The organism is Curtobacterium sp. MCLR17_034, from assembly GCF_003234485.1.
Classification (GTDB): domain Bacteria; phylum Actinomycetota; class Actinomycetes; order Actinomycetales; family Microbacteriaceae; genus Curtobacterium; species Curtobacterium flaccumfaciens.
This window is the reverse complement of the sequence record NZ_QKTH01000005.1, coordinates 1-22,906: the sequence shown is the minus strand read 5'-3', so window position 1 is coordinate 22,906 and position 22,906 is coordinate 1. Positions and strand designations below refer to the sequence as shown.

The 22,906-nt window shown below is 71.5% G+C and carries 19 protein-coding genes; 7 read left to right on the top strand and 12 right to left on the bottom strand.

What is annotated here, in order from left to right; all coding sequences use genetic code 11:
• Positions 1–22 precede the first annotated feature (22 nt).
• From DEI98_RS07250 to DEI98_RS07240, 3 genes are read right to left on the bottom strand one after another with little or no spacing between them, the layout of a single operon-like run.
• A complete protein-coding gene (locus tag DEI98_RS07250) occupies positions 23–1,051 on the bottom strand; it encodes a Gfo/Idh/MocA family protein (RefSeq protein WP_110864090.1) in 1,029 nt (342 codons plus the stop codon).
• Positions 1,048–2,070, bottom strand: a complete 1,023-nt coding sequence (locus tag DEI98_RS07245; RefSeq protein WP_111100348.1) for a Gfo/Idh/MocA family protein — start codon at positions 2,068–2,070, stop codon at positions 1,048–1,050. The genes DEI98_RS07250 and DEI98_RS07245 overlap by 4 nt, the downstream gene beginning before the upstream one ends.
• A gap of 39 nt (positions 2,071–2,109) precedes the next feature.
• On the bottom strand, positions 2,110–2,763 hold the full coding sequence (locus tag DEI98_RS07240) for a CatA-like O-acetyltransferase (protein ID WP_111100347.1): 654 nt from the start codon (positions 2,761–2,763) through the stop codon (positions 2,110–2,112).
• Between the two features lie 41 nt (positions 2,764–2,804).
• On the opposite strand from DEI98_RS07240, the gene DEI98_RS07235 reads away from it, so the two are divergent.
• A complete protein-coding gene (locus tag DEI98_RS07235; protein WP_071246993.1) occupies positions 2,805–3,362 on the top strand; it encodes a YbaK/EbsC family protein in 558 nt (185 codons plus the stop codon).
• On the opposite strand, the gene DEI98_RS07230 is transcribed toward DEI98_RS07235, so the two are convergent.
• From DEI98_RS07230 to DEI98_RS07200, 7 genes are all read right to left on the bottom strand, one after another.
• A complete protein-coding gene (locus DEI98_RS07230) occupies positions 3,343–3,711 on the bottom strand; it encodes a VOC family protein (RefSeq protein ID WP_111100346.1) in 369 nt (122 codons plus the stop codon). The two genes, DEI98_RS07235 and DEI98_RS07230, sit on opposite strands and share 20 nt — an antisense overlap.
• Before the next feature lie 19 nt (positions 3,712–3,730).
• Complete coding sequence (hrpA, locus tag DEI98_RS07225; RefSeq protein ID WP_111100345.1) at positions 3,731–7,582, bottom strand: ATP-dependent RNA helicase HrpA; 3,852 nt, start codon at positions 7,580–7,582, stop codon at positions 3,731–3,733.
• A 39-nt stretch (positions 7,583–7,621) separates the two neighbouring features.
• A complete protein-coding gene (locus DEI98_RS07220) occupies positions 7,622–9,454 on the bottom strand; it encodes a thioredoxin domain-containing protein (RefSeq protein ID WP_111100344.1) in 1,833 nt (610 codons plus the stop codon).
• A 91-nt stretch (positions 9,455–9,545) separates the two neighbouring features.
• Positions 9,546–10,076, bottom strand: coding sequence for an AAA family ATPase (locus DEI98_RS07215; protein ID WP_111100343.1), 531 nt, complete (start codon positions 10,074–10,076; stop codon positions 9,546–9,548).
• Between the two features lie 4 nt (positions 10,077–10,080).
• A complete protein-coding gene (locus DEI98_RS07210) occupies positions 10,081–11,148 on the bottom strand; it encodes an NAD(P)-dependent oxidoreductase (RefSeq protein ID WP_111100342.1) in 1,068 nt (355 codons plus the stop codon).
• Positions 11,149–11,239: 91 nt separating this feature from the next.
• On the bottom strand, positions 11,240–12,100 hold the full coding sequence (locus tag DEI98_RS07205; protein ID WP_181436726.1) for a sulfurtransferase: 861 nt from the start codon (positions 12,098–12,100) through the stop codon (positions 11,240–11,242).
• A gap of 211 nt (positions 12,101–12,311) precedes the next feature.
• Positions 12,312–13,853 carry an MFS transporter gene (locus tag DEI98_RS07200; RefSeq protein ID WP_027466052.1) on the bottom strand — a complete coding sequence of 514 codons (1,542 nt, stop codon included), beginning with the start codon at positions 13,851–13,853 and terminating at the stop codon, positions 12,312–12,314.
• 171 nt (positions 13,854–14,024) lie between these two features.
• Between DEI98_RS07200 and DEI98_RS07195 the strand changes: the two genes are divergently transcribed.
• Positions 14,025–14,687 carry a TetR/AcrR family transcriptional regulator gene (locus DEI98_RS07195; RefSeq protein WP_111024668.1) on the top strand — a complete coding sequence of 221 codons (663 nt, stop codon included), beginning with the start codon at positions 14,025–14,027 and terminating at the stop codon, positions 14,685–14,687.
• Positions 14,688–14,823: 136 nt separating this feature from the next.
• On the opposite strand, the gene DEI98_RS07190 is transcribed toward DEI98_RS07195, so the two are convergent.
• Positions 14,824–16,455 carry a dolichyl-phosphate-mannose--protein mannosyltransferase gene (locus DEI98_RS07190; RefSeq protein WP_111100341.1) on the bottom strand — a complete coding sequence of 544 codons (1,632 nt, stop codon included), beginning with the start codon at positions 16,453–16,455 and terminating at the stop codon, positions 14,824–14,826.
• A 142-nt stretch (positions 16,456–16,597) separates the two neighbouring features.
• Between DEI98_RS07190 and rsmI the strand changes: the two genes are divergently transcribed.
• The 4 genes from rsmI (at position 16,598) to rsmA (ending at position 20,905) form a co-directional block, all read left to right on the top strand.
• Complete coding sequence (gene rsmI, locus DEI98_RS07185; RefSeq protein ID WP_111038303.1) at positions 16,598–17,419, top strand: 16S rRNA (cytidine(1402)-2'-O)-methyltransferase; 822 nt, start codon at positions 16,598–16,600, stop codon at positions 17,417–17,419.
• Between the two features lie 134 nt (positions 17,420–17,553).
• Positions 17,554–19,122: a methionine--tRNA ligase gene (gene metG, locus DEI98_RS07180; protein WP_111100457.1), complete on the top strand. Its 1,569-nt coding sequence runs from the start codon at positions 17,554–17,556 to the stop codon at positions 19,120–19,122.
• Positions 19,119–20,051, top strand: a complete 933-nt coding sequence (locus DEI98_RS07175) for a TatD family hydrolase (RefSeq protein WP_111100340.1) — start codon at positions 19,119–19,121, stop codon at positions 20,049–20,051. The genes metG and DEI98_RS07175 overlap by 4 nt, the downstream gene beginning before the upstream one ends.
• Before the next feature lie 2 nt (positions 20,052–20,053).
• Positions 20,054–20,905: a 16S rRNA (adenine(1518)-N(6)/adenine(1519)-N(6))-dimethyltransferase RsmA gene (gene rsmA, locus DEI98_RS07170; RefSeq protein WP_111030773.1), complete on the top strand. Its 852-nt coding sequence runs from the start codon at positions 20,054–20,056 to the stop codon at positions 20,903–20,905.
• Between the two features lie 153 nt (positions 20,906–21,058).
• On the opposite strand, the gene DEI98_RS07165 is transcribed toward rsmA, so the two are convergent.
• Positions 21,059–21,799, bottom strand: coding sequence for an SDR family oxidoreductase (locus DEI98_RS07165; protein ID WP_111047265.1), 741 nt, complete (start codon positions 21,797–21,799; stop codon positions 21,059–21,061).
• A 101-nt stretch (positions 21,800–21,900) separates the two neighbouring features.
• On the opposite strand from DEI98_RS07165, the gene DEI98_RS07160 reads away from it, so the two are divergent.
• Positions 21,901–22,743 carry a helix-turn-helix transcriptional regulator gene (locus DEI98_RS07160; RefSeq protein WP_111100339.1) on the top strand — a complete coding sequence of 281 codons (843 nt, stop codon included), beginning with the start codon at positions 21,901–21,903 and terminating at the stop codon, positions 22,741–22,743.
• The last annotated feature ends 163 nt before the right edge of the window (positions 22,744–22,906 follow it).

Here is a 22,906-nt window from a genome sequence, read left to right as displayed (position 1 = left end):
GCGGTGCGGAGCAGGGCAGCGCTCAGTCCGCGACCTGCACCGGCACCGTCCTGCCCGTCCGCACCGACTCCTGCGCCGCCAGCACGATCGACAGCGTCCGGAGTCCGACCCCGACGTCCGGCTGCGGCTGCTCCCCGGACCCCACGGCCGCCAGGAACGTCCGGAGCATCGGCAGGTCGTGGTCGGGTCCGTACCGGAGTTCGATCGGCCGGCCCCCGACCGCGTCGAGTCCGCGAGCAGCCGCCCCGAAGAAGTCCACCGACACCGTGCCACCGGTCCCGGCGACGTCGAGCGTCAGCCCGCCCCACACCGGCGACGTGTCCGGTCGGCTCCACGAGCAGTCGATCGCCGCGATCGTGCCGTCGTCGTACGTGATGGTCACCAGGCCCGCGGTCTCGGCGTTCGCGCGGTCCGCGTGCAGCACCCGGTTGGTGACGGCGGTGACGGACACCGGTGCCGCTCCGGTCAGCCCGTCGATCAGGTCGGCGACGTGCACGACGTGGTCGACGAGGGCGCCGCCTCCGCTCAGTCGGACGTCGGTGAACCAGTCCCGGGCGAGCGGGAGCATGCCGTTGTTCGCGCCCCGCACCGAGAACACCGTGCCGAGTGCGCCCGAGTCCCGCGTCGCGCGCAGCCGGTCGAACGCCGAGGCGAAGCGCACCGGGAACGCCATCATGAGCAGCACCCCGGCGCGGTCCACCGCCTCGCGGATGGCGAGGCCGTCCTGCCACGAGGTCGCGAGCGGCTTCTCGCAGAGCACGTGTGCCCCCGCTGCCGCCGCGAGCTCGACGAACTCGCGGTGCCGCGCGTTCTCGCTCGTGACGATCACGGCGTCCGGGCCCCAGGCGAGCAGCTCGTCCACGGAGTCCGCGTACCCGGCGCCGAGCGCGCGGGCCAGTTCGGCGCCGCGCAGGTCGCCGAGTTCCGTCCCCGTCGAGGTCCCGCCCGGGTCCGTGCCGCGCACCTCGACGTCGGGCATCGCTGCCAGGGCGCCGAGGTAGCTGATGGCGTGCGTGTGGGCGAAGGAGAGCACCCCGACCCGGAGCGTCACCGCGACACCTCCACCGGCTGGCCGGACTCGATCGAGGCGATCGCCGCGTTCGCGATCCGCACCGCGGCGACGCCGTCGTCCACGGCCACCCGGGGCGGTGCACCACCGTCGAACGCGGCGAGGAAGTCGGCGAGCTCCAGCGCGTACGGATCGTCCGCCGGGTCCACCGCCGGCAGGAAACCGTCCACGGAAGCCGGTGCCGCCAGGTCACTCCGGGTGTCCTCCTCGGCCCGGGACGAGTGCGACAGGCTGCCGAGCGTCCCCGTCACCGAGTACTCGGTCGTGAAGGCCAGGTGCTGCGGCCCCCACAGCCCGGCGACGTGGCTGATCGCACCCGACTCGTGCGTGAGCAGGACGTGCGCCGCCTCGACCGGCTCCGCCTCGGAACCCGCGCGGACGCTCACCGCCGACACCCGGGTCACCTCGCCCGCCACCCAGCGCGCGATGTCCAGGTCGTGGATCATCTGGTCCATCACGATCCCGCCCGACAGGGCGCGGTCGCCGAACCAGGGGACGTGGGTGGGGAAGGCACCGGACCGCGAGAACCGCAATACCGCCAGGTCGCCCAGGAGGCCCGTGGTCGCGGCCTCGTGCAGGCGCGCGTACGCGGGGAACCAGCGCACCACCTGGGCCGGGTAGAGCTGGACGCCAGCGTCCGCAGCGCGGGCCTCCAGGTCCGCCGCGTCCGCGTCGGTCCGGGCCAGGGGCTTCTCGGAGACGACGTCCTTGCCGGCCGCGATCGCCGCTCGGACGACCTCGGCGTGGGCGTGCGTCGGGACCACCACGTCGACGACGTCGACCGCGGCGAGGAGCTCGTCGAGGCTGTCGGCGACGGTGAGCGTGCTGCCCTCGGCCCGGGCGGTGTCGGTGAACGCGGCGACGAGTTCGTGGGCGCCATCGCGAGCGTGCACCACGACGTCGCCCAGGCGCAGGAGCCCGGGCAGGTGTGCGAACGAGATGCCGCCCGCGCCGACGAGCCCGATGCGTTTGCGGGCGGGGGACTCCGACTGCGACGTCATGGGGTCAGCGTAGGAGATGCGGTGGGAGGACGGGCAAGGTCAACCGAGCCAGCCAGGGTCGGCGAACAGTTCCTCGAGCTCGCGCAGCAGCCGGGTCGTGTGGAAGCCGTCGGCAGCCGCGTGGTTGACCTGCAGCGCCAGCGGTAGCCGCGTCCGGTCACCAGCGGTCCGGTACCCGCCGAGCGTGATGATCGGCAGCAGGTGGTCCCAGCCTTCGCGCACCTGCAACGAGAAGCCGGTGAACGACGCCCCCGGCAGGGTCGAGACGTCGAACACGTTGCTGGGCCGGTCGTCCTGCGGGAACATCCGGGTGTCGTCCCGGTACTCCGTCATCGTCGACACCGCAGCGTCGTGGAAGGTGCCGAAGTCGTCGTCGTACGGCACGACGAGGGCGGAGAACGTCTCGGTGTCCGCGTGGAACACGGTGAACATCGGGTGGACGCAGTCCCACACGGCGGGGGAACCGTCGTCCAGCAGCTGCATCCGGAACTCGTCGTGCCGGTTCACCACGGTCGCGATGGCCCAGAGTTGTGACGCGTAGGTCCGACTGCCGGTCGCTCGGACGCGCTCGACGAAGGCGGTGACGTCGAGCTCGACGGTCACCTCGTACGCGCAGGGCACCCGGCGCCGGTAGTGCTCGAAGTGCTCCCGGCGGGGCCACTGGTCGACGTCGATCGCCCGGAGTTCGGTCATGGCTCCACCCTCGTGCGGGATCGCTTCCCTACGGTGGAGCCATGCCGACGCTCGAACGTGTTCCCGCCCTGGTCGCCACCGGATTCCTCGCGATCCCCGTCGCCGAAGCCCTCGTCGCGTTGCCGACCGAGGTCGTCATGAAGATCGAGGGGGCCCCGATCGACGCGGACCTCGCCGACACGGCCGCGTTCTCGGAGGCGTACGGCTACCCGCTGGCCGGCGGCGCGAACTGCATCGTCGTCGCAGGGAAGCGCGGCGACGAGGTCCGCTACGCCGCCTGCGTCGTCCTCGCATCCACGAAGCTCGACGTCAACCGCGTCGTGAAGCAGCTGCTCGACGTCCGGAAGGCGAGCTTCGCCCCGATGGACGAAGCGGTCGAGCTGACCGGCATGGAGTACGGCGGCATCACCCCGATCGGACTGCCGTCGTCGTGGCCGCTCTACATCGACGCGCGCGTCCTCGACGCCCCCGAGGTCGTCATCGGTGCCGGGCGTCGCGCCGCCAAGCTGTTCCTTCCGGGCGCCGCACTCACCGCGCTGCCGAACGTCACCGTGGTCGAGGGTCTGGCGACCGAACCGGTCAGTCCGACGGCCGGATGAGACAGAACGGGTGCCCCGCGGGGTCGAGGTAGACGCGGAACGTCTCCGTGCCCGACCCCGTGGCCGTCGCACCGATCGCGAGCACCGCGGCCTCGCCGTCGTCCAGGTCGTCGACCTTCACGTCGAGGTGGCTCTGCTGCGGCACCGCCTGGCCGGGCCACTCCGGCGCCCGGTAGTCGTCGACCTGCTGGAACGCCAGGATCGGACGGTGGTCGGTGAACGGTAGTGCGAGCTCCGCCCAGTCCTCGTCGAAGCCGACGATCTCCCCGCCGAGCAGCTCGGCGTAGAAGCGGGCGAGGGCGCGGCTGTCCGGGCAGTCCAGGACGACGACGTCGAGTGTGCCGATCATGGCCGACACGGTAGACCCATCAGCGTGCGGCGGTCAGGGCCTTCGTGATCCGCTGCAACGAGACGGTCTCGGCGGTCCCGAGTTCCTGCGCGAACAGGCTGAGCCGGAACTCCTCGAGCATCCACCGCGCGTGCACGAGCTCCGGGTGCGCCCCGACCGCGGGCGGGAAGACACCGCCGGCATCGGTGTAGCGGTCGGTCGCCACGGTGACCTCGCGCATCCAGGTCGCGTCACGTCCGGGGTTCTGCAGCAGCTTCTGCACGCGGGCCTCGATGCCCTGCAGGTAGACGCGGATGCGGCGCAGCCGGTCGAGCCCCGCGACGGCGACGAACCCGGGGAACACCAGGCGCTCCATCTGCTGCCGCATGTCGCTGAGGGCGGCGAGCAGCGACATCGAGTTCGCCTGCTTGAGTGCGCGTTCGGCGGAGCGCTGCGCGGCCAGGACGGCCGAGACCTCGGACACGGCGGTGAACATCTTGTCGACGACGGTGGCCGACACCGCATCGCGGACCGACTCGAACTCGGCCTTCGTGAAGACGAGGCCGTCCGGGTGGGCCCGACGGATGCCGGCGTCGACCACGGCGGCCAGGACGTCGTCGAACAGCGCGGCGGTCGACGGGTAGGGGCTGGCGGCGAGCGCGAGCTTCTCCTGCGCGGTCAGGTGCGACTGGATGTACGACACGGGCGACGGCACCGCGTGCATCACCAGACGGCGGACCCCGGCAGGCATCCGGACGACGCGGTCCGACGGAGTGGCGAGCAGCTGCACGCCGACGGTCGCCTTCGGACCGGTGCCTTCCTCGACCAGGGACGGGTAGGCGCGGATGACACCGCCCGCCTGCTTGGTGTCGAGGGTCTGCGGGAGGTCCTGGTCGGGCCAGGCGGTGAGTCCGGACTGTTCCAGCGGACGACCGGCACCGGCGGACGCGACGCGAGCCGCGCCTCCTGTCCGTCCCGCGCCCTTCGCCGTGGCGGAGGCGACGCTCTGCTGGGTCCGGTCCTTGAGCTTGGTCTGCAGGGCCGACAGGTCCTTGCCGGTCTCGACCCGGCGACCACGCTCGTCGACCACGGCCCACGTCGGCAGCAGGTGCGCGGGGACGCGGGACAGGTCGAAGTCGGACTCGGAGACCGGGACGTAGGTCATGCGCTGGATCGCCTTGGCGAGGGTGGCGCGGAACGACTCGGTCGGCTCGGTCGGGGCGTCGTCGGGCAGCTCGGCGACGATCTTCTCGGCCCAGTCGGCAGCGGGCACGACGTTCTTGCGGATCTGCTTCGGCAGCGACTTGATGAGCGCGGTGACGAGTTCCTTGCGGAGGCCGCGCACCTGCCAGTCGAAGCCCTCTTCACGCATCCGGGGCAGGAGCGCGAGGGGGACCTGCACGCTGACGCCGTCGTCCTGTGCGCCGGGCTCGAAGCGGTACTGGATGGCGAGACGCTGGTCGCCGCTCCGCCACTGGGTCGGGTACTCGACGTCGTCCTCGGCGGCCTCCGCCGCTGATTCGTCCAGCAGGTCCGACCGGCGCATCGTGAGCAGATCCGGCTGCTCACGCCGGGTGGTCCGCCACCACCCCTCGAAGTCGCGCGTCGTGGCGACGTCGGCAGGGATGCGGGCGTCGTAGAACTCGTAGACGTTCTCGTCGTCGAGCAGGATGTCCCGGCGGCGGGTGCGTTCCTCGAGCTGCTCGAGTTCCTTGCGGAGCTTCCGGTTGGCGCGGTCGAAGGCCTGCTGCGATTCCCACTCACCCTCGACCAGGGCGTGCCGGATGAAGAGCTCGCGGGAGTGTTCCGGGTCGATCCGCGAGTACTGCACGCGGCGGCGCTGCACGATCGGGACGCCGAACAGGGTCACCCGCTCGTAGGCGACGACCGCCCCCTGCTTCTTCTCCCAGTGCGGTTCGCCGTGGGTGCGCTTGAGCAGGTCACCGGCGAGCGGCTCCACCCAGGCGGGGTCGATCCGCCCGACGGTCCGGGCGAACAACCGGCTCGTCTCGACGAGCTCGGCGGCCATCACGGCGTCCGGCTGCTTCTTCGCGAGCACGCTGCCCGGGAACACCACGAACCGGGTGTTCCGCGAGCCCAGGTAGTCGCGCTTCTCGCGGTCGCGCAGCCCGATCTGGCTGAGGAGTCCGGAGAGCAGCGCGCGGTGCACGGCGTCGCCGTCGTCGGAGCGGGCTTGCCCGACTCGGACGTCGACCTGCTTCGCGGCACGGGAGAGCTGCCGGTACAGGTCCTGCCACTCGCGGATGCGCAGGTAGTTCAGGAACTCGGCCTTGCACAGCCGGCGGAACGCGCTCGACGACAGTTCCTCCTGCTGCTCCTCGATGTGGTTCCAGAGGTTCAGCAGGGTCAGGAAGTCGCTCGTCGGGTCGGCGAAGCGGGCGTGCAGCTGGTCGGCGTGCGCACGCTTCTCGAGGGGCCGCTCGCGGGGGTCCTGGATGCTCAGGGCGCTGACGATGGCGATGACCTCGCGCCCGACGCCCTGCCGCCCGGCCTCGAGCACCATCCGACCGAGCCGGGGGTCGATCGGCAGCCGGGTCAGCTGTCGCCCGGACTTGGTGATGCGGCCGTCCTTGTCGACGGCGCGGAGCTCGCGGAGCAGGTCGAGGCCGTCCTTCACGCCCCGGCTGTCCGGCGGTTGCAGGAACGGGAACGACTCGATGTCCCCGAGGCCGAGCGAGATCATCTGCAGGATCACCGCGGCGAGGTTCGTGCGGAGGATCTCGGGGTCGGTGTACTCGGGGCGCCGGCCGAAGTCGTCTTCGGAGTAGAGCCGGATCGCGATGCCGGCACTCGTGCGGCCCGCTCGACCGGAGCGCTGACTGGCGCTGGCCTGCGAGATCGCCTCGATCGGCAGCCGCTGCACCTTGGCCCGCGGGGAGTACCGCGAGATGCGTGCCGTACCCGTGTCGATCACGTACTTGATGCCGGGCACGGTCAGTGAGGTCTCGGCGACGTTCGTGGCGAGGACGACACGACGGCGGATGCCCGGGGTGTGCCGGCGCTCGAAGACCCGGTGCTGGTCGGCGGCGGACAGGCGGCCGTACAGCGGCAGGACCTCGGTGCCCGGGTAGCGCTTGCCCTCGATAGCGTCCTGCGCGTCGCGGATCTCGTTCTCGCCGGACAGGAACACGAGCACGTCGCCCGGGTCCTCCTGCGCCAGCTCGTCGAGGGCGTCAGTGATGCCCTGCAGGGTGTCGCGGTCGTCGGCTGCGTTGCCGCTGTCGCCGGTGCGGGAGTCCGACTCGTCGTCGGCGTCGTCGTCCTGGTCTTCGGCGACGAGGGGGCGGTACCGGATCTCGACCGGGTAGGTGCGGCCGGACACCTCGATGATGGGGGCGTCGTCGAAGTGCTTCGAGAACGACTCCGGGTCGATCGTCGCACTCGTGATGATGAGCTTCAGGTCGGGGCGACGGGGGAGCAGCCGCTTCAGGTAACCCAGCAGGAAGTCGATCGTCAGGGACCGCTCGTGCGCCTCGTCGATGATGATCGTGTCGTACCGCTTCAGGTCGCGGTCGAAGTGGATCTCGTTCAGCAGGATGCCGTCGGTCATCAGCTTCACGCGGGTCTCGGAGCTCACCTTGTCGGTGAAGCGGACCTGGTAGCCGACGAGTCCGCCGAGCTCCCCGCCGCCCAGTTCTTCCGCCACACGTTCGGCGATGGTCCGCGCCGCGATCCGGCGGGGCTGGGTGTGCCCGATGTGCTCACGACCGAGCTCGAGGCAGATCTTCGGCAGCTGCGTCGTCTTGCCCGAGCCGGTGGCCCCGGCGACGATGACCACCTGGTTGTCACGGATGGCAGCCGCGATGTCGTCCCGCCGCTGCGAGACCGGCAGTTCGGGCGGGTACGTGATGACGGGCAGCGGAGAAGACATGAGCATTCCAGGATACAGGCGCGCCGGGCGGGAGGCGCGTCAGGCGATCTGCCGGGACAGGGCGTCCGCCGACCGGGACGGCAGTTCGCACACCCGGTCGTGGCAGACGTACGCGGCAGGGTCGAGCACGTCGCGTCCCTCGAACACCGAGAACCCCGCCTCGGCCCAGTCGCGTGCCTGCTCAGGCGTGGTGGTGGCGACGACCGTACCGGGGCGCCGTCCGCGGTGTGCCACGGCACGCATCGGGTCGTCGGTGCCGCTCGTGACGACGACGATCTCGCGCGACGGCCGTTGCAGGGCGAGGGCGACACCGAGGGCATCCGCGTGACCGAGGGGTCGCTCGGTCCCGGTGCGGGCGCGGTCGGCGACGAGTCGCGCCGCGGCGACCCGCAGTGCCTCGTCGCCCGTCAGCGCCCCGAGCGTCGCGGCGGCCGACGCCAGCGCCACGGTGCCGGACCGCATCGCCGTCTGCGGCTGTTCGCCCGTGGCCGTCCCCGCTGCGGCCAGCACCGGGTCGACGTCGAAGCGCTCGGCCAGGCCGTCGTCGACGAGCGAGCGTGCGACGGTCGCGTAGGAGACCTCGCCCGTCACCAGGGCCAGTTCGAGCAGCCCTTCGGCGAGCAGTCCGACGTCCTCCACGGTGGCCGGTGCGGAGGACACCCCGCGCGGTGTGCTGGACCGCACCGTCACGTGGCCGTCCTGCACGTGGGCGGCGAGGACCGCGTCGGCCGCGCCCCGCGCGAGCGCGACGAGTTCCGGGTCGCCGTGCCGTGCGCCGGCGATCGCGAGCCCCCGGATCGCCAGGCCGTTCCAGCCCGTGAGCACCTGGTCGTCCAGCGGTGGCGGGTCGAGCTGGGCGCGCTCGGCGACCGGTCGGCGGTACCACTCGCCCTCGACCCGACGGCCGTCGATGGTCGACTCGCTGTCCTGCGCGGCGACGAAGGCCCCGTCGGCACGGCGCAGGGTGTCCCGGAGGAAGTCGGCGATGCCGCGGGCCTGCTCGGCACCCGCGACCGCGAGCAGCCCCGCGTTGTCGTAGAGCATCCGTTCGTAGTGCGGCACGCTCCAGTCGCGCTTGGTTGCGTACCGGAAGACGCCGCCGTCGGCGTCGGTCAGCTCGGACGCGCGGATCGCGTGCAACGACCGGTCGAGCAGCCCGTCGGCCTCGGCGTCGCCGTCGGCCGCCGCGCCGGCAAGGAACTCGAGCAACGGTGTGCTCGGGAACTTCGGCGCGCCGCCGAAACCGCCGTAGGTGGTGTCCTCTGCCTGGGACAGCTGGTCCGTGACGGCCCGGATGGCATCGACGGACGGGAGGCCCGGGTCGGCTCCGGCACCGCCCTCGCCCGAGCGGGCGGTCGCGTCCGCCATGGCACCCTGCCGGATCGCCGTCGCGATGGCCGACGCGTTCGCGTCGACCTCGTGCCGACGCTCGGTCCAGGCGTCGAGCACCGCGGCCAGGATCTGCCGGAACGCCGGGACCTGCCCGACGGGAGTGGGTGGGAAGTACGTCCCCGCGAAGAAGACGTGGCCGTCGGGCGTCAGGAACGTCGTCAGTGGCCAGCCGAGCTGCTGCGTGAACGCACTCGCCGAGGCCATCAGGCTCGCGTCGACGTCCGGCCGTTCTTCGCGGTCGACCTTCACCGACACGAAGTCCCGCCGGAGCAGCTCGCCGATCTCCGGGTCGGCGAAGCTCTCGCGCGCCATGACGTGGCACCAGTGGCACGTGGCGTACCCGACCGACACCAGCACCGGGACCGCGCGCTCGCGCGCTTCGGCGAACGCCTCGGGACCCCACTCGCGCCAGTCCACCGGGTTGTCGGCGTGCAGACGCAGGTAGGGGCTGACCGAGGTGCCGAGGCGGTTGTCGTTCATGGCTCCAGCGTGCCCGCCCCCGACTGGGCGGACCACCGCCCGGGGACAACTGTGGACGGAACGCCCGCTCTGCACAGGCCGTGCGGGGAGATCAGCGCTCGAGCCATCCCGTGATCGACGCGAGGCGTGCGGCCACCTGGGCGGGGATCTGGCCGTCGGTGTCCACCCGGGTGACCATGTCCGCGGTGGCCGAGTCGAGCCTCCCGGCCGTCCGCGTGCTGTGCGCGAGCTGCGCCTGCGGGACCGGGCCACCCGCTCGTCGTGCGAGCCGGTCGGCGGTCGCGCCGTCGGATGCGCGGAGCAGGACGACGCGCACCAGCGGATCGTCGCCCATCGCCGCAGCGAGGCGCTCGTGCTCGAGCACGGACACGGTGTTCGTGTAGACGAGCCGGTGGTGCCCGATCGCCCGGTAGCCGGCCCAGATCGTGGCCAGGTTCCGCTCGGCCAGGCGCGCCTCGGGGTGTTCGACGTGCGGTGCCGGGTGCGCGAGGTCGAGCAGGTCGCCCTCGATCACCGCGTGCCGGACGTCCGCCGCGACGAGCAGGTCGTGCAGCGCCTCGGCTGCCGTGGACTTGCCCACGCCGGAACGTCCGCCGATGAACAGGACCTCGGACCGGGGCACCGTGTCAGCCCAGGTTGAGGGAGAGGAGTGCGAGTGCGGCGTCCTCGGGACCGTAGTCGAACATGTGCTCCCAGAACGGGTCGTCGGCCCACGGGACATCGCCGTCGGCGGGCGTCGCGTGGGCGGTCTCGACCAGCCAATCGAGTTCGGGGGCGACGGCGGTCGCGAACTCCGGTGGTTCCCACCCGAGGGCGCGTGCCGCCGTGGTGTCGAGGACGAACGGCGGTCGTGACGACCACGGCGTGCCACCCACGAACGCGGGCGCGTCCTCGTCGAGCAGGACCTCGTCGAACCGGTGGTCCAGGTGTCCGCCGATCGTCCGCACGATCTCGAGCGCGGTCGGGGCCGAGGCATCCGCGACGTTGAGGATCCGGCGGTCCGGCGCGTCCGCGACGAATCGGACGAGCGAACCGATGCCGCTCGCCGCCGTCGTGTGGTCGACGCCGCGGCCGTGGTCGGCGAGCAGGATGCGCTCCCGGCCGTCGAGCACACGGCGGACGACGAACCACTCCCGCGGGCGGCCGATGCCGACGCCGTACACCTTGGACGGGCGGAGCACCGTGACCGGAGCACCGTGGTCGAGCAGGACCTGCTCGGCGGCCACCTTCGCGGCGCCGTAGCCGTCACGACTCGTCGGGTCCCCGTCGCCGGCGGTGACGGTCGGCTGGATCTCGGTGACCGCGCCGCCGAACACCGGCTTGTCGAGCGAGTTCGCGTGCCGTCCCTGCTCGTCGGCGTACACCGACCTGGACGAGACGAAGACCGTCGAGCCGACGTCGTCGAGGAACGGCAGGAGCTGCTGGGCGTCGTCGCGGGTCAGGCCGACGGTGTCGACGAGCAGGTCGGCTCCGGGGCGGAGCAGGTCGCGCAGGACGGACCGGTCGCGGCGGTCACCGGGCGTGAACACGGCGCCGGAAGCGGTCAGCGCATCCGCTGCGGGGCCGCCTCGGCGTGCGAGGACTTCCACCTGCCAGTCGTCGCCGCCGCGGCCGGAGGCGTCGAGGAACTCTCGTGCGACGGCCGAGCCGATCCCGCCGGTGCCGCCGAGGATGACCGCGCGTCTGGTGCTCATGGTGCAACGGTAGTGCGGCGGGGCCGTCGGTCCTCGGCTGTCGGTGCTCGGCCGTCGGCCGGGCGCGGCCGTCGTTCCGCGATCGGTTCCGTCAGGAGGCGAGCTGCTCGTGCCGCCACCAGTCGGCCAGCGAACCGTCGTAGACCTTCACCCGGTCGTGTCCGAGCACCGTCAGGGCGAGGGCGTCGACGCACGCGGCGCTGCCCACCCCGCAGTACGTGACGATCTCGTCGGCACCGATCACCGCGGCGAAGGCCCGCTCGAGCTCGGCGCCGCGCAGGTACGCGTTCGTCTCGGGGTCCACCAGGGTGTCCGCCGTGATCGAGGTGCTGCCCGGCACGATCGGCGGGTGGTCGTCGCCGAGGGCCGCCCAGGGCGCGGCGAACACCAGGGATGCCGGCTCTTCGCCGGAGACCGCACGGGTGACGCGGTCGTGGTCGGCCCAGAGCGCACGTTCTTCGCCGGCCAGGAACGCACCGGCATCGGGGTCGGACGGCGTCGCGCGAGTGTGGAGCGCGCCCACGCGGACCGGGCGGCCCTCGTCGCGCCACTTCGTGAAGCCACCGTCGAGCACCGCGACCGAGTCGAAGCCGAACGAACGGAAGATCCACCACAGGCGTGCCGACCACTCGCCGACGCTGTCGTCGTAGACCACCACGGTCGAGGTGTTCGTCACGCCGAGCTGCGCCGCGGCGACCTCGAAGCGCTCGGCGCCGGGGCGGGTGAACGGGACGTCGGCGTCGGCGGCGGAGAAGTCGTCGATCAGGTCGGCGAAGCGGGCGCCGGGCACGTGGCCGCGCTGCTCGTGGGCGTCCCGCCCGGGGAGCCAGCTCGTGTCGAACCCGGCCCCGACCGTGTGCACCGAGGCGTCGAGCACGACGAGCTCGTCAGCACCGAGGTGGTCTGCGAGCCACTGCGTCGACACGAGTGGTGAGGTCAGGACGGGGGCCATGTCGCACACCATAATCCGCACCCCTGACGTGGGCCAGGGACGTGGACACACGGCGCAACCGCAGGCACCGAGTGCGTGCGCATCGATCGACGATGCACGCGTCGTTCGACAGGTGGATCGTCGTGGAACGGGTGTCCCCGCCCCCCCCACGCACGACGGCCCGCCCCGGCAGAACCGGAACGGGCCGAAGAAGCGGAGCGAACCGCCAGCGTCAGTGCGCCGCGGCGGGGATGCTCCCGGTCGTGGCGGACCCGGCACGTGCGAGCCGCTCGACCCGCACCGACTGCCGGTTGATGAGCAGCCCGCCGGCCAGGGCGACGAGCACGAGCACGCCGGCCGAGATGCCGAACGCCACGTGGTACCCGTCGAGCGTGGCCTGGGCCTGCTGCAGCTTGGTCGGGGCGGCGGTCAGCCCGGACAGGCTGTTCGACACGACGTCGGCGAAGATCGTCGACAGCAGCGCCGTGCCGATCGAGCCACCGATCTGCTGCATGGTGTTGACCGTCGCCGAGGCCACACCGGCGTCGGCCCGGGCGACCCCGGTCGTCGCGGTGTTCATCGCGGACGAGAAGATCGTGCCCATGCCGAGACCGATGACGATCAGCGCCGGCAGGACGGTGCCCGCGTAGGAGCTGTCCAGGTCGGTGCGGAGCAGCAGCAGGAGCCCGGTCGCGGCGACCAGGCCACCGGCGAAGATGAGCACCTTCGGCCCGACGCGTGGCAGCAGGCGGCCACCGATCTGCGTCGCCGAGATCATGATCGACAGCGGCATCGGCAGGAACGCGAGACCGGTCTGCAGCGAGCTGAACCCGAGGGTCTGCTCCAGGTAGTACGTCAGGAACAGGAAGATGCCGAACATGCCGATCGCGACCAGGCCGATCGCGATGAACGAGCCGCCGCGGTCACGGTCGAGCACGACACGCAGGGGCAGGAGCGGGTGGGCGACGCGGGTCTCGATGAACACGAACGCGGCGATCAGCACGACACCGCCGGCGAGCATGGCGATCGTGACGGGGGAGTCCCAGCCGTTCGTCTCGGCGTTCGAGAAGCCGTAGACGACCCCGACGAGCCCGAGCGTGATGGTGATGACCCCGAGCACGTCGATGCGCGGACGCTCGACCTTCGGCGGCTTCTCCATGAAGACGAGGGCGCCGATCACGCCGAGCACGGCGAAGACGACGTTGACGTAGAGGCACCAGCGCCACGAGGCGTACTCGGTCAGCACGCCGCCGAGCAGCAGGCCGATGGCCGCACCCGAGCCGGCGATGGACCCGAAGATGCCGAACGCGCGACCGCGTTCCTTGGGGTCGCGGAACGTGGTGGTCAGCATGCCGAGTGCGGACGGGGCGAGCAGCGCGCCGAAGACACCCTGGAGTGCGCGGGCCGCGACGAGCAGGCCGAACGAGTCGGCGAGGCCACCGAGCACCGAGGCGACGGCGAAGCCGACGAGCCCGATGATGAAGGTGTTCTTGCGCCCGAACAGGTCGCCGAGGCGACCGCCGAGCAGCAGCAGCGAACCGAAGGCCAGCGAGTACGCGGTGACGATCCACTGTCGCTGGTCGGTGCCGAAGTCCAGGTCGGCCTGGGCCGAGGGCAGGGCGATGTTCACGATGGTCGCGTCGAGCACGACCATCAGCTGTGCGAGGGCGATGACCGCCAGGGCGATCCAGCGGTGGTTGCTCTTGGCGGGGGTGGTGCCCGGAGTCGTGGGTGCTGTCCCGGTGGGGGTCGGCACGGTGTGTTCTGCCGTCACGGCAGCCTCCTTCGAGAAGGTTGGAGGGTGGGGTGGAGGTGCGCGCCGTCGGGCACTCCCGAGATGTGGTGGTGACGAAACCGGATGCGAGGCATCCGTTTGTGGTCAGTGTAGACCGAAACGGAAGGAGGGCATCCACTTGTTCCCAGAAAGTGCAACTACGGTCGGATCGTGAGCACCACCGAGTCCGCGTCCGACCTCGAGCGACCGCTGCGCGCCGACGCAGCGCGCAACCGCGAGCTGATCCTGCAGACGGCACGCAAGTGCTTCGCGGAGCGCGGGCTCTCCGTCACGTTGAACGACATCGCGCACGAGGCCGGCGTCGGGGTCGGCACCGTCTACCGACGGTTCGCCGACAAGGACTCCCTGATCGAGGCGCTGCTCGCCACCAAGTTCGAGGCCATGAACGACGCCGCAGCGCGCGCCGCGGACGTGTCCGACCCGCGCGAGGCGCTCCGGGTGTACCTGATGGGCGTCTTCGCGTTCCGTGCACGCGACCGCGCCCTCGCCGACGCCATCGTCCGTGCCGGCAAGGCCCGTCCGTCCATCGTGCAGGAGCGCGACCGGCTCGAACGCCAGGTCGCCGCGATCATCGGCCGTGCCGAGACCGCCGGCGTCGTCCGCCCCGGCTTCGACTACCGGGACCTGCCGATGCTCACCGCGATGGTCGGTGCGGTCGCCGACGCCACCCGCGAACACGACCCTGATGCCTGGCGCCGCTACGCGGAACTCCTGATCCAGGGCGTCCTGCCGGGCACGGACGACACCGCGCCGATGCTCGGCGACCCGCTGGACCGCGAGTCGATCGAGCGCGCGCTGCACGCGCAGTCCTGACCACGGACCGGCTGGAGGCCCGTGGCGGCGCCGCCACGGGCCTCCAGTCCGGACGTGGTCGCCACCAGAGCGCCCAGCGCGACGAGCGCGGCGAGCCCGGTCAGTCCGGCCGGATCGGCCGGACCTGCAAGGCCGGCTACAGCCAGCTGGGGATCCAGTAGTGCGACCGGACGAAGTCCCACGGCACCTGCATCGCCGTCCACATCGGGTACCAGTAGACCGAGGCCAGCACGACGACGCCCAGGTACACGCCGACCCACAGGATCGCCCGCGACCGTCGTGACCGTTCGTCGCTCCGCCTGCCGAGCACCAACCCGATCGCGGCGGCCAGTGCCATCACCATGTAGGGCTCGAAGGCGATCGTGTAGAACTGGAACACCGTCCGGTCGACGTACATCAGCCAGGGCAGGTACCCCGCCGCGACGCCGAGCAGGACGAAGCCGTACTCCCACTTCCGGCGCAGGACCCAGAGCACGAGCAGCGCCACCGTCGCGATGACCGAGGCGTACCAGATGAACGGGTTCGCGATGCCGGTGATCGCCTCGCCGCAGCGGTTCGCCCAGCAGCCGTCCTGCCCGGCGTCCGTGCCGACGTAGAACATCGACGTGGGGCGCTGCATCACGAGCCAGAGCAGCGGGTTCGCCTGGTACGAGTGCGGGGTGTGCAGCCCGATGTTGAAGGCGTAGATCTCGGACTGGTAGTGCCACCAGTTCTGCAGGCTGTCCGGCACCCAGGCGAGCAGCCCGGTCCAGCGATCGCCGCCCGAGGACAGCCAGTTGCGGTCCCATCCGTCCTTCGAGACGAACCAGCCGGTCCACGACGACACGTAGGTCACCGCGGCGATCGGCACGGTCAGCAGGAACGACACCGGTGCCTGCTGCAGCAGCGCGCTCGACGACCAGAACTCGACCCCGGCGCGGCGGCGCATCATCAGGTCGCTCAGCACGGAGTACACCGCGAAGAACGCCAGGAAGTACATCCCCGACCACTTCGTCGCCGCCGCCAGCCCGAGTGCCAGGCCCATCGCGAACAACCACGGACGCCACCAGAACACCGGCCCCCAGAGGGTGGTCCGGCCCGCGGCGGCGCGGGCGGCGACCCACTCGTCGAGCCGCCGTTGGCTCTGCCGGCGGTCGAGCAGCAGCGCCCCGAAGCCGAGGATGACGAAGAAGGTCAGGATGCCGTCGAGGAGCGTCACCCGCGACATCACGATCGCCTGCCCGTCGATCGCGAGCAGGAAGCCGGCGAGCGTGCCGATCATCGTCGAACGGAACAGCGACCGGGCGATCACGGCCGTGAGGAACACCGTCGCGATGCCGAGCACGGCCACCGTGAAGCGCCAGCCGAACGAGTTGTCCGCCCCGAACAGCAGCATCCCGAGGCCGATGAGGTACTTGCCGAGCGGCGGGTGCGCGATGAACTCCGCGGCGCTCGTGAAGACGTCCGTCTCACCGCGCACGAACCGGTCGTCCGTCGTCGGGGCGCCGTCCCCGCTCGGGTTCGCGGGCCAGGTGCCCTCGTACCCGAGGTGCACGATCGACCAGCCGTCCTTGACGTAGTACGTCTCGTCGAACACGAGCGAGTGGGGGGTGCCGAGGTTCACCAGCCGCAGCACGGCGGCGAGGAGCGTCACCGCGAGCGGACCGGTCCACCGCCACACGGCGACGCGCTGCGACGTGGAGAGCACCCGCCCCCACCAGTCGTCCAGGCGCGAGCCGACCGGCCCGTCGGGCACGGCCGTGCGGTCGTCGGTCAGCTCGCTGGTCATCGCTGAGCATCCTACGGATCGACCACATGTCCCCGCTGCGACGGGCGTGCACGCGCCGCGGGGCGCGCCGGTCGACCCGGGTGTCGCCGTGGCGCGGCCGCTCCGGGCCACGCTGGCGTCGCGGTGCGGGGACAATGGGTGCGTGATCGTCCTCGCAGCAACGCCCATCGGCAACCTCGGGGACGCCTCGCGCCGTCTCGTCGAGACCCTCTCCAACGCCACGGTCGTCGCGGCGGAGGACACCAGGACCGCCATCCACCTGATGCGTGCCCTGGGCATCGAGAACCGTCCGCGGCTCATCGCCCTGCACGAGCACAACGAGCGGGCGAAGGCGTCCGAGGTCGTCGAGCTCGCCCGCGACGAGGACGTCGTGGTCCTGACCGACGCCGGCATGCCCGCGATCAGCGACCCCGGCTTCCCCCTCGTTGAGGCCGCCGCGGCCGCCGGGGTCACCGTCACCGCCCTGCCCGGGCCGTCGGCCGTGCTCATGGCGCTCGCCGTGTCCGGGCTGCCCACCGACCGCTTCACGTTCGAGGGGTTCCCGACCCGCAAGGCCGGCGAGCGCCGTCGGGCGTTCCAGGCGCTGGCGGGGGAGCAGCGGACGATGGTGTTCTTCGAGTCGCCGCACCGGCTGGCCGAGACCCTGGCGGACATGGCCGTCGGGTTCGGGGACGACCGACGCGCCGCGGTCTGCCGTGAGCTCACGAAGCTGTACGAAGAGGTCCGCCGCGGGCCGCTGGACGAACTCGTCGCGTGGGCGTCCGAAGGGGTGCGGGGCGAGATCTGCATCGTCGTCGCCGGCGCCGCGGAGGCCACCGAGGAAGCCACGCTCGACGACGGCGTGCGCCTGGTGCTCGAGCGGGTGGCCGCCGGCATGCGCATGAAGGAGGCCGCCGCGGCGGTCGCGGACGCGACCGGGCTGTCGAAGCGGGACCTCTACGAAGGGGCGCTCGCGGCGCGCTGAGCGGGGCTCGTCACGTTCGCATCCGCCGGTCTGGAGGCGCGGGGCGGGCCCGTCACGGGCCTCCAGGACCCGGTTCTCCACAGTCCACCACCGGACGCGTCATCAGGGTTCGGTGCGCCCGTAGGATGGTCCGCATGTCCGCCGGGTCCTCGTTCAGCATCACCACGCCGATCTTCTACGTGAACGACGTGCCCCACATCGGGCACGCCTACACCGAGGTCGCCGCGGACTTCCTCGCGCGCTGGCACCGGCAGCGCGGTGACGACACCTGGCTGCTCACCGGCACCGACGAGCACGGGCAGAAGATCCTGCGCACCGCCTCGGCGAACGACGTCTCGCCCAAGGAATGGGCCGACCGGCTGGTCAACGACGCCTGGAAGCCACTGCTCGACACGGTCGACGTCGCGAACGACGACTTCATCCGCACCACCGACGAGCGGCACGAGCGCGGCGTGACGGCGTTCCTGCAGAAGCTGTACGACGACGGCTTCATCTACGCCGGCGAGTTCGAGGGCTTCTACTGCGTGGGCTGCGAGGAGTACAAGCAGCCGAGCGACCTGGTCGCCGGGACCGGAGCCTACGAGGGCCAGCAGGTCTGCGCGATCCACTCGATCCCGGTCGAGGTCTTGGCCGAGCGCAACTACTTCTTCCGGATGTCCGACTTCGAGCAGCGCCTGCTCGACCTGTACGAGTCGAACCCGCTGTTCATCCAGCCCGAGAGCGTCCGCAACGAGATCATCTCGTTCGTCAAGCAGGGGCTCCGCGACCTGTCGATCTCGCGATCCAGCTTCGACTGGGGCATCCAGATCCCCTGGGACAGCGACCATGTGCTCTACGTGTGGTTCGACGCGCTGCTCAACTACGTCACGGCGCTCGGCTACGGCACCGACGACGACGAGGCCTTCAAGCGCCTCTGGCCGAGCGTGCACATCGTCGGCAAGGACATCGCCCGCTTCCACGCCGTCATCTGGCCGGCGATGCTCATGGCCGCCGGACTGCCCGTGCCGGAGCGCGTCTTCGGCCACGGCTGGCTGCTCGTCGGCGGCGAGAAGATGTCCAAGTCGAAGCTGACCGGCATCGCGCCGTCGGAGATCACCGACACGTTCGGGTCCGACGCCTTCCGCTACTACTTCCTGCGCGCCATCACCTTCGGGCAGGACGGCAACTTCAGCTGGGAAGACATCTCGGCGCGCTACCAGGCCGAGCTCGCGAACGGCTACGGCAACCTGGCGTCGCGCCTGGTCGCGATGCTGCAGAAGTACTGCGACGGCGAAGTTCCGGCGCGTGGCGAACTGACCGAGTCCGACCAGACGATCGACGCCCTGGCCGTGTCGGTCACCGAGCGTGCCGACGCCGCCATCGCCGCCTTCGCCCCGCACGAGGCGATCGCGAGCGTGTGGGAGCTCGTCGACGCCCTGAACGGCTACATCACCGAGCAGGCGCCCTGGGCCCTGGCGAAGGACGACGCCAACCGCGAGCGCCTCGGCACGGTCCTGACCACCGCGCTCCGCGGCCTCGGCACCGTCACCGTCCTGCTGTCCCCGGTCATGCCGAAGGCGACCGAGAAGCTCTGGGCCTCGATCGGCGCCGGCGGGTCCGTCGCCGAGCAGCGGGTCGACCGCGCGTTCGAGTGGCAGGGTGCGTCGCACGTGGTGCCGCTCGAGAGCGGGCTGTTCCCCCGGATCGAGCAGGTCTCCGCGTGACCGACGCCGAGTCGCACGTCCGGTCCCGCGGTGACGGGGCGTCCGGTGGCTCGAAGCGCGACCTGACGTACCCGCCGCTGCCGCAGGCGCTCGTCGTGCCGGTGTACGACAACCACACCCACATGGAGATCGCCGACGGTGTCGGCGACGGGGGCGACGGTCCGCTCGAGTACCGCGAGCACCTCGACCGTGCCTCGAGCGTCGGCGTGCGCGGTGTCGTGCAGGTCGGCACGGATCTCGCCACCTCGGAGTGGTCCGCGTCGATCGCCGCTCGGGAGCCCCGGGTCCTGGCGGCCGTCGCGCTGCACCCGAACGAAGCGCCCGTGCTGCACGAACAGGGGCTGCTCGACGAGCACCTCGCCGGCATCGAACGGCTCGCCGCGCTGCCGCGGGTCCGGGCGATCGGTGAGACCGGCCTCGACTTCTTCCGCACCGGCGAGGACGGCCGCGACGCCCAGGTCCGTTCGTTCGAGGAGCACATCCGCATCGCGAAGGAGCACGACCTCGCGCTGACGATCCACGACCGCGACGCGCACGACGCCGTGGTCGAGGTCCTCGACCGCGTGGGTGCCCCGGAACGCACCGTCTTCCACTGCTTCTCCGGCGGGCCGGACCTCGCCCGGCTCTGCGCCGAGCGCGGCTGGTACATGTCGTTCGCCGGCACCGTGACGTTCAAGAACGCCGCACTGCTGCGTGAAGCCCTGGTCATCGCCCCGCGGCACCTGATCATGATCGAGACCGACGCACCGTTCCTGACGCCCACCCCGTTCCGTGGTCGCCCGAACGCGCCGTACCTCATCCCGCTCACCCTGCGGTCGATGGCGGAGACGCTCGGCACGGACGCCTCGATGCTCGCGGCCCAGATCGCCTCGAACACCGAGCTCGTCTACGGCGCGTGGGACGCCGAGCCCGTGACGGTGGAGGAGTAGTCGTGGGTGCCCTGCTCGGCCCGGCGGAGATCCGGGAGCTCGCGGCCGAACTCGACGTCACCCCGACGAAGAAGCTCGGCCAGAACTTCGTGCACGACGCCAACACCGTGCGGCGCATCGTGTCCGTCGCCGGTGTGACCCCGTCGGCACGGGTGCTCGAGATCGGCCCGGGGCTCGGGTCGTTGACGCTCGGGCTCACCGAGACCGGCGCCCCCGTCACCGCGGTCGAGATAGACAAGCGCCTGGCCGCCAAGCTCCCGTCGACGGTGTCGTCGATGCAGCCGGACGCCAGGCTGACGGTCGTGCAGCAGGACGCCATGACCGTCGCCGCCGCGGACCTCGACGTCGAGCCGACGCACCTCGTCGCGAACCTGCCCTACAACATCTCCGTGCCCGTGCTGCTGCACCTGCTCGCGACCTTCCCGTCGATCGAGCGGTCGCTCGTCATGGTGCAGGCCGAGGTCGGGTACCGGCTCGCCGCCGGTCCGGGCAGCAAGGTCTACGGTTCGCCGAGCGTCAAGGCCGCCTGGTACGGCTCGTGGAGCACCGCCGGGTTGGTCAGCCGTCAGGTCTTCTGGCCGGTGCCGAACGTCGACAGCGTCCTGGTGGCGTTCGACCGGCACGAGCCCCCGGGCGACGAGCTCCTGCGGTCCCGGGTGTTCACGCTGGTGGACGCGGCGTTCCAGCAGCGGCGCAAGATGCTGCGGCAGAGTCTGTCCGGGGTGCTCGGCGGCAGTGCGCACGCGTCCGAGGTCCTGACGGCGGCGGGCATCGACCCGACCGCCCGCGGCGAGGCGATCGGTGTGGACGACTTCGTGCGGCTCGGGCGGACGGTCCTGGCGGCCGCGGAGTAGTTCGTTCCTCGCCCGGCGAAGGGTGCGCAGCTGGCGCGTCGCCTGCGGGCCAGCTGACCGCGATGGTGCGAGGTTCCGTGTTCCGTGCGAGCCGAAGTGCCTCGCTCGGAACACGGAACCTCGCACGGTGCGAACGCCGGCGGGCCGCCCGGGTCAGTGCTCGCGGGACGCCATCATCTCGAGGATCTGCTGGTGGTTGCCGTTCCGCTCGGCGAAGCGCAGCGGGTGCACGTTCTGCACCAGGATCTCCGGGGCAGCGCCGGACTCGATGAGCGCCATGACCTCGTCGGCGAAGGCGTCGAGCGGCATCCCGCCGAAGTCGGCGCCGCCCATCAGGTCGGTCATGACGGCCGGCGGGGCGAGCTCGAGCACCTCGAGCGACGACCCCACGAGCTGCTGACGGAGGGCCTGCGTGTAGGCGTGCACACCGGCCTTCGTCGCGCTGTACGTCGGTGATGCGGTGAGCGGGACGAACGCGAGACCGGAGGTGACGGTCATCAGGGTGGCCGAGGGCTGGGCGAGCAGGTGCGGCAGGAACGCGTCGACGAGGCGGATCGTGCCGACCAGGTTCGTCTGGACGAGCTCGAGGGCGTCGTGGATGTGCTCGGGGTCGCGGAGGTCCTCGTCGCGCATGATCCCGGACATGGTGATCAGGGCATCGAGCGACGGGTACGCCTCGAGCACCGAGGTGGCGGCGGCCTCGATGGACGCCGCGTCGGCGACGTCGATCTGCACGGTGCCGAAGCCGTGCTCGGCGGCGAGGGAGTCGAGGAGCGCCTGGCGGCGACCGCCGATGACGACGGTGCTGCCGGCGGCCTGCAGGCGCTGGGCGAGCGCGAGACCGATGCCCGAGGTCGCGCCGGGGATGAAGACGGTGGAGTTCGTGATGTCCATGACCACCACGATGCTCCGTGGACAGGGTCGCAACCAGAGCGCGGTCATCGGGGGATCGGCGATCCCTGGCACCCGTGCAGGAAGCGGACGACAATCGACCCATGGACCGTGCCGCGCTCGCCGACTTCCTCCGCCGTCGCCGCGAGCTGCTGCGCCCCGAGGACGTCGGTCTCGGGCAGGGGCCACGACGCCGGACCCCGGGGCTCCGCCGTGAAGAGGTCGCTGCCCTCGCCGGCATGTCCGTCGACTACTACACGCGACTCGAGCAGCAGCGCGGACCGCAGCCGTCCGAGCAGATGATCGCCGCGATCGCCCGGGCCCTGCGGTGCAGCCTCGACGAGCGCGACCACCTGTTCCACCTGTCCGGGCAGAACGCCCCGACCCGGATGCACCGCGCCGACCACGTCGACCCGGCGATCCTGCGGGTTCTGGACCGGCTCGAGGACACCCCGGCGATCGTCGTCAGCCACCTGGGCGAGACCCTGGTCGAGAACCGGCTCGCGGCAGCGCTCCTCACCAGCTCGGTCGGCTTGCCGGGCAACCGCCGGTACCAGGCGTGGCGGTGGTTCGTGACGGGTGAGGAGCTCGCGAAGTACGCGCCCGAGCAGCACGAGCGGCTGGGTCGGGTGGTGGTCGCATCGCTCCGCGCGGCTGTCGGGCTCGCGGGTCCGGGCGACCGTCGGGCGACCGAACTCATCGCCGAGCTGCAGACGCGCAGTGCCGAGTTCCGCGACCTCTGGGCCAAGCACGAGGTGGCCACGCGCTGGTCGGACAACAAGACGATCGTGCAGCCGGAGCTCGGCCGCATCACCGTCGACTGCCAGGTGCTGCACACCGACGACCAGGCGCAGGCCCTGCTGCTCTTCACCGCGCCTCCAGGATCAGAGGACGCGCAGAAGCTCGAGCTCCTCGGCGTCGTCGGACAGCAGACCTTCGCCGGCTGACGCGTCGCACGGTGCGGGTTCGCTCGGCTGGTGCGAGGTTGGTCGACCCCGCACCGTGCGAGGTTCGTGAGCCCGTGCATCGTTGACCGCTTGGTGCCGCCCAACAGTCCGCCACCGAGCGACCAACCTCGCACCGACCGGACAAGGGCGCACCGTGCAACCC

Bases quoted from the DNA above. Each gene is read 5' to 3' on its own strand.
- DEI98_RS07245 (WP_111100348.1), bottom strand. From the start codon at position 2,070: ATGACGTCGCAGTCGGAGTCCCCCGCCCGCAAACGCATCGGGCTCGTC.
- DEI98_RS07240 (WP_111100347.1), bottom strand. From the start codon at position 2,763: ATGACCGAACTCCGGGCGATCGACGTCGACCAGTGGCCCCGCCGGGAG.
- DEI98_RS07235 (WP_071246993.1), top strand. From the start codon at position 2,805: ATGCCGACGCTCGAACGTGTTCCCGCCCTGGTCGCCACCGGATTCCTC.
- DEI98_RS07230 (WP_111100346.1), bottom strand. From the start codon at position 3,711: ATGATCGGCACACTCGACGTCGTCGTCCTGGACTGCCCGGACAGCCGC.
- hrpA (WP_111100345.1), bottom strand. From the start codon at position 7,582: ATGTCTTCTCCGCTGCCCGTCATCACGTACCCGCCCGAACTGCCGGTC.
- DEI98_RS07220 (WP_111100344.1), bottom strand. From the start codon at position 9,454: ATGAACGACAACCGCCTCGGCACCTCGGTCAGCCCCTACCTGCGTCTG.
- DEI98_RS07210 (WP_111100342.1), bottom strand. From the start codon at position 11,148: ATGAGCACCAGACGCGCGGTCATCCTCGGCGGCACCGGCGGGATCGGC.
- DEI98_RS07205 (WP_181436726.1), bottom strand. From the start codon at position 12,100: ATGGCCCCCGTCCTGACCTCACCACTCGTGTCGACGCAGTGGCTCGCA.
- DEI98_RS07190 (WP_111100341.1), bottom strand. From the start codon at position 16,455: ATGACCAGCGAGCTGACCGACGACCGCACGGCCGTGCCCGACGGGCCG.
- metG (WP_111100457.1), top strand. From the start codon at position 17,554: ATGTCCGCCGGGTCCTCGTTCAGCATCACCACGCCGATCTTCTACGTG.
- DEI98_RS07165 (WP_111047265.1), bottom strand. From the start codon at position 21,799: ATGGACATCACGAACTCCACCGTCTTCATCCCCGGCGCGACCTCGGGC.
- DEI98_RS07160 (WP_111100339.1), top strand. From the start codon at position 21,901: ATGGACCGTGCCGCGCTCGCCGACTTCCTCCGCCGTCGCCGCGAGCTG.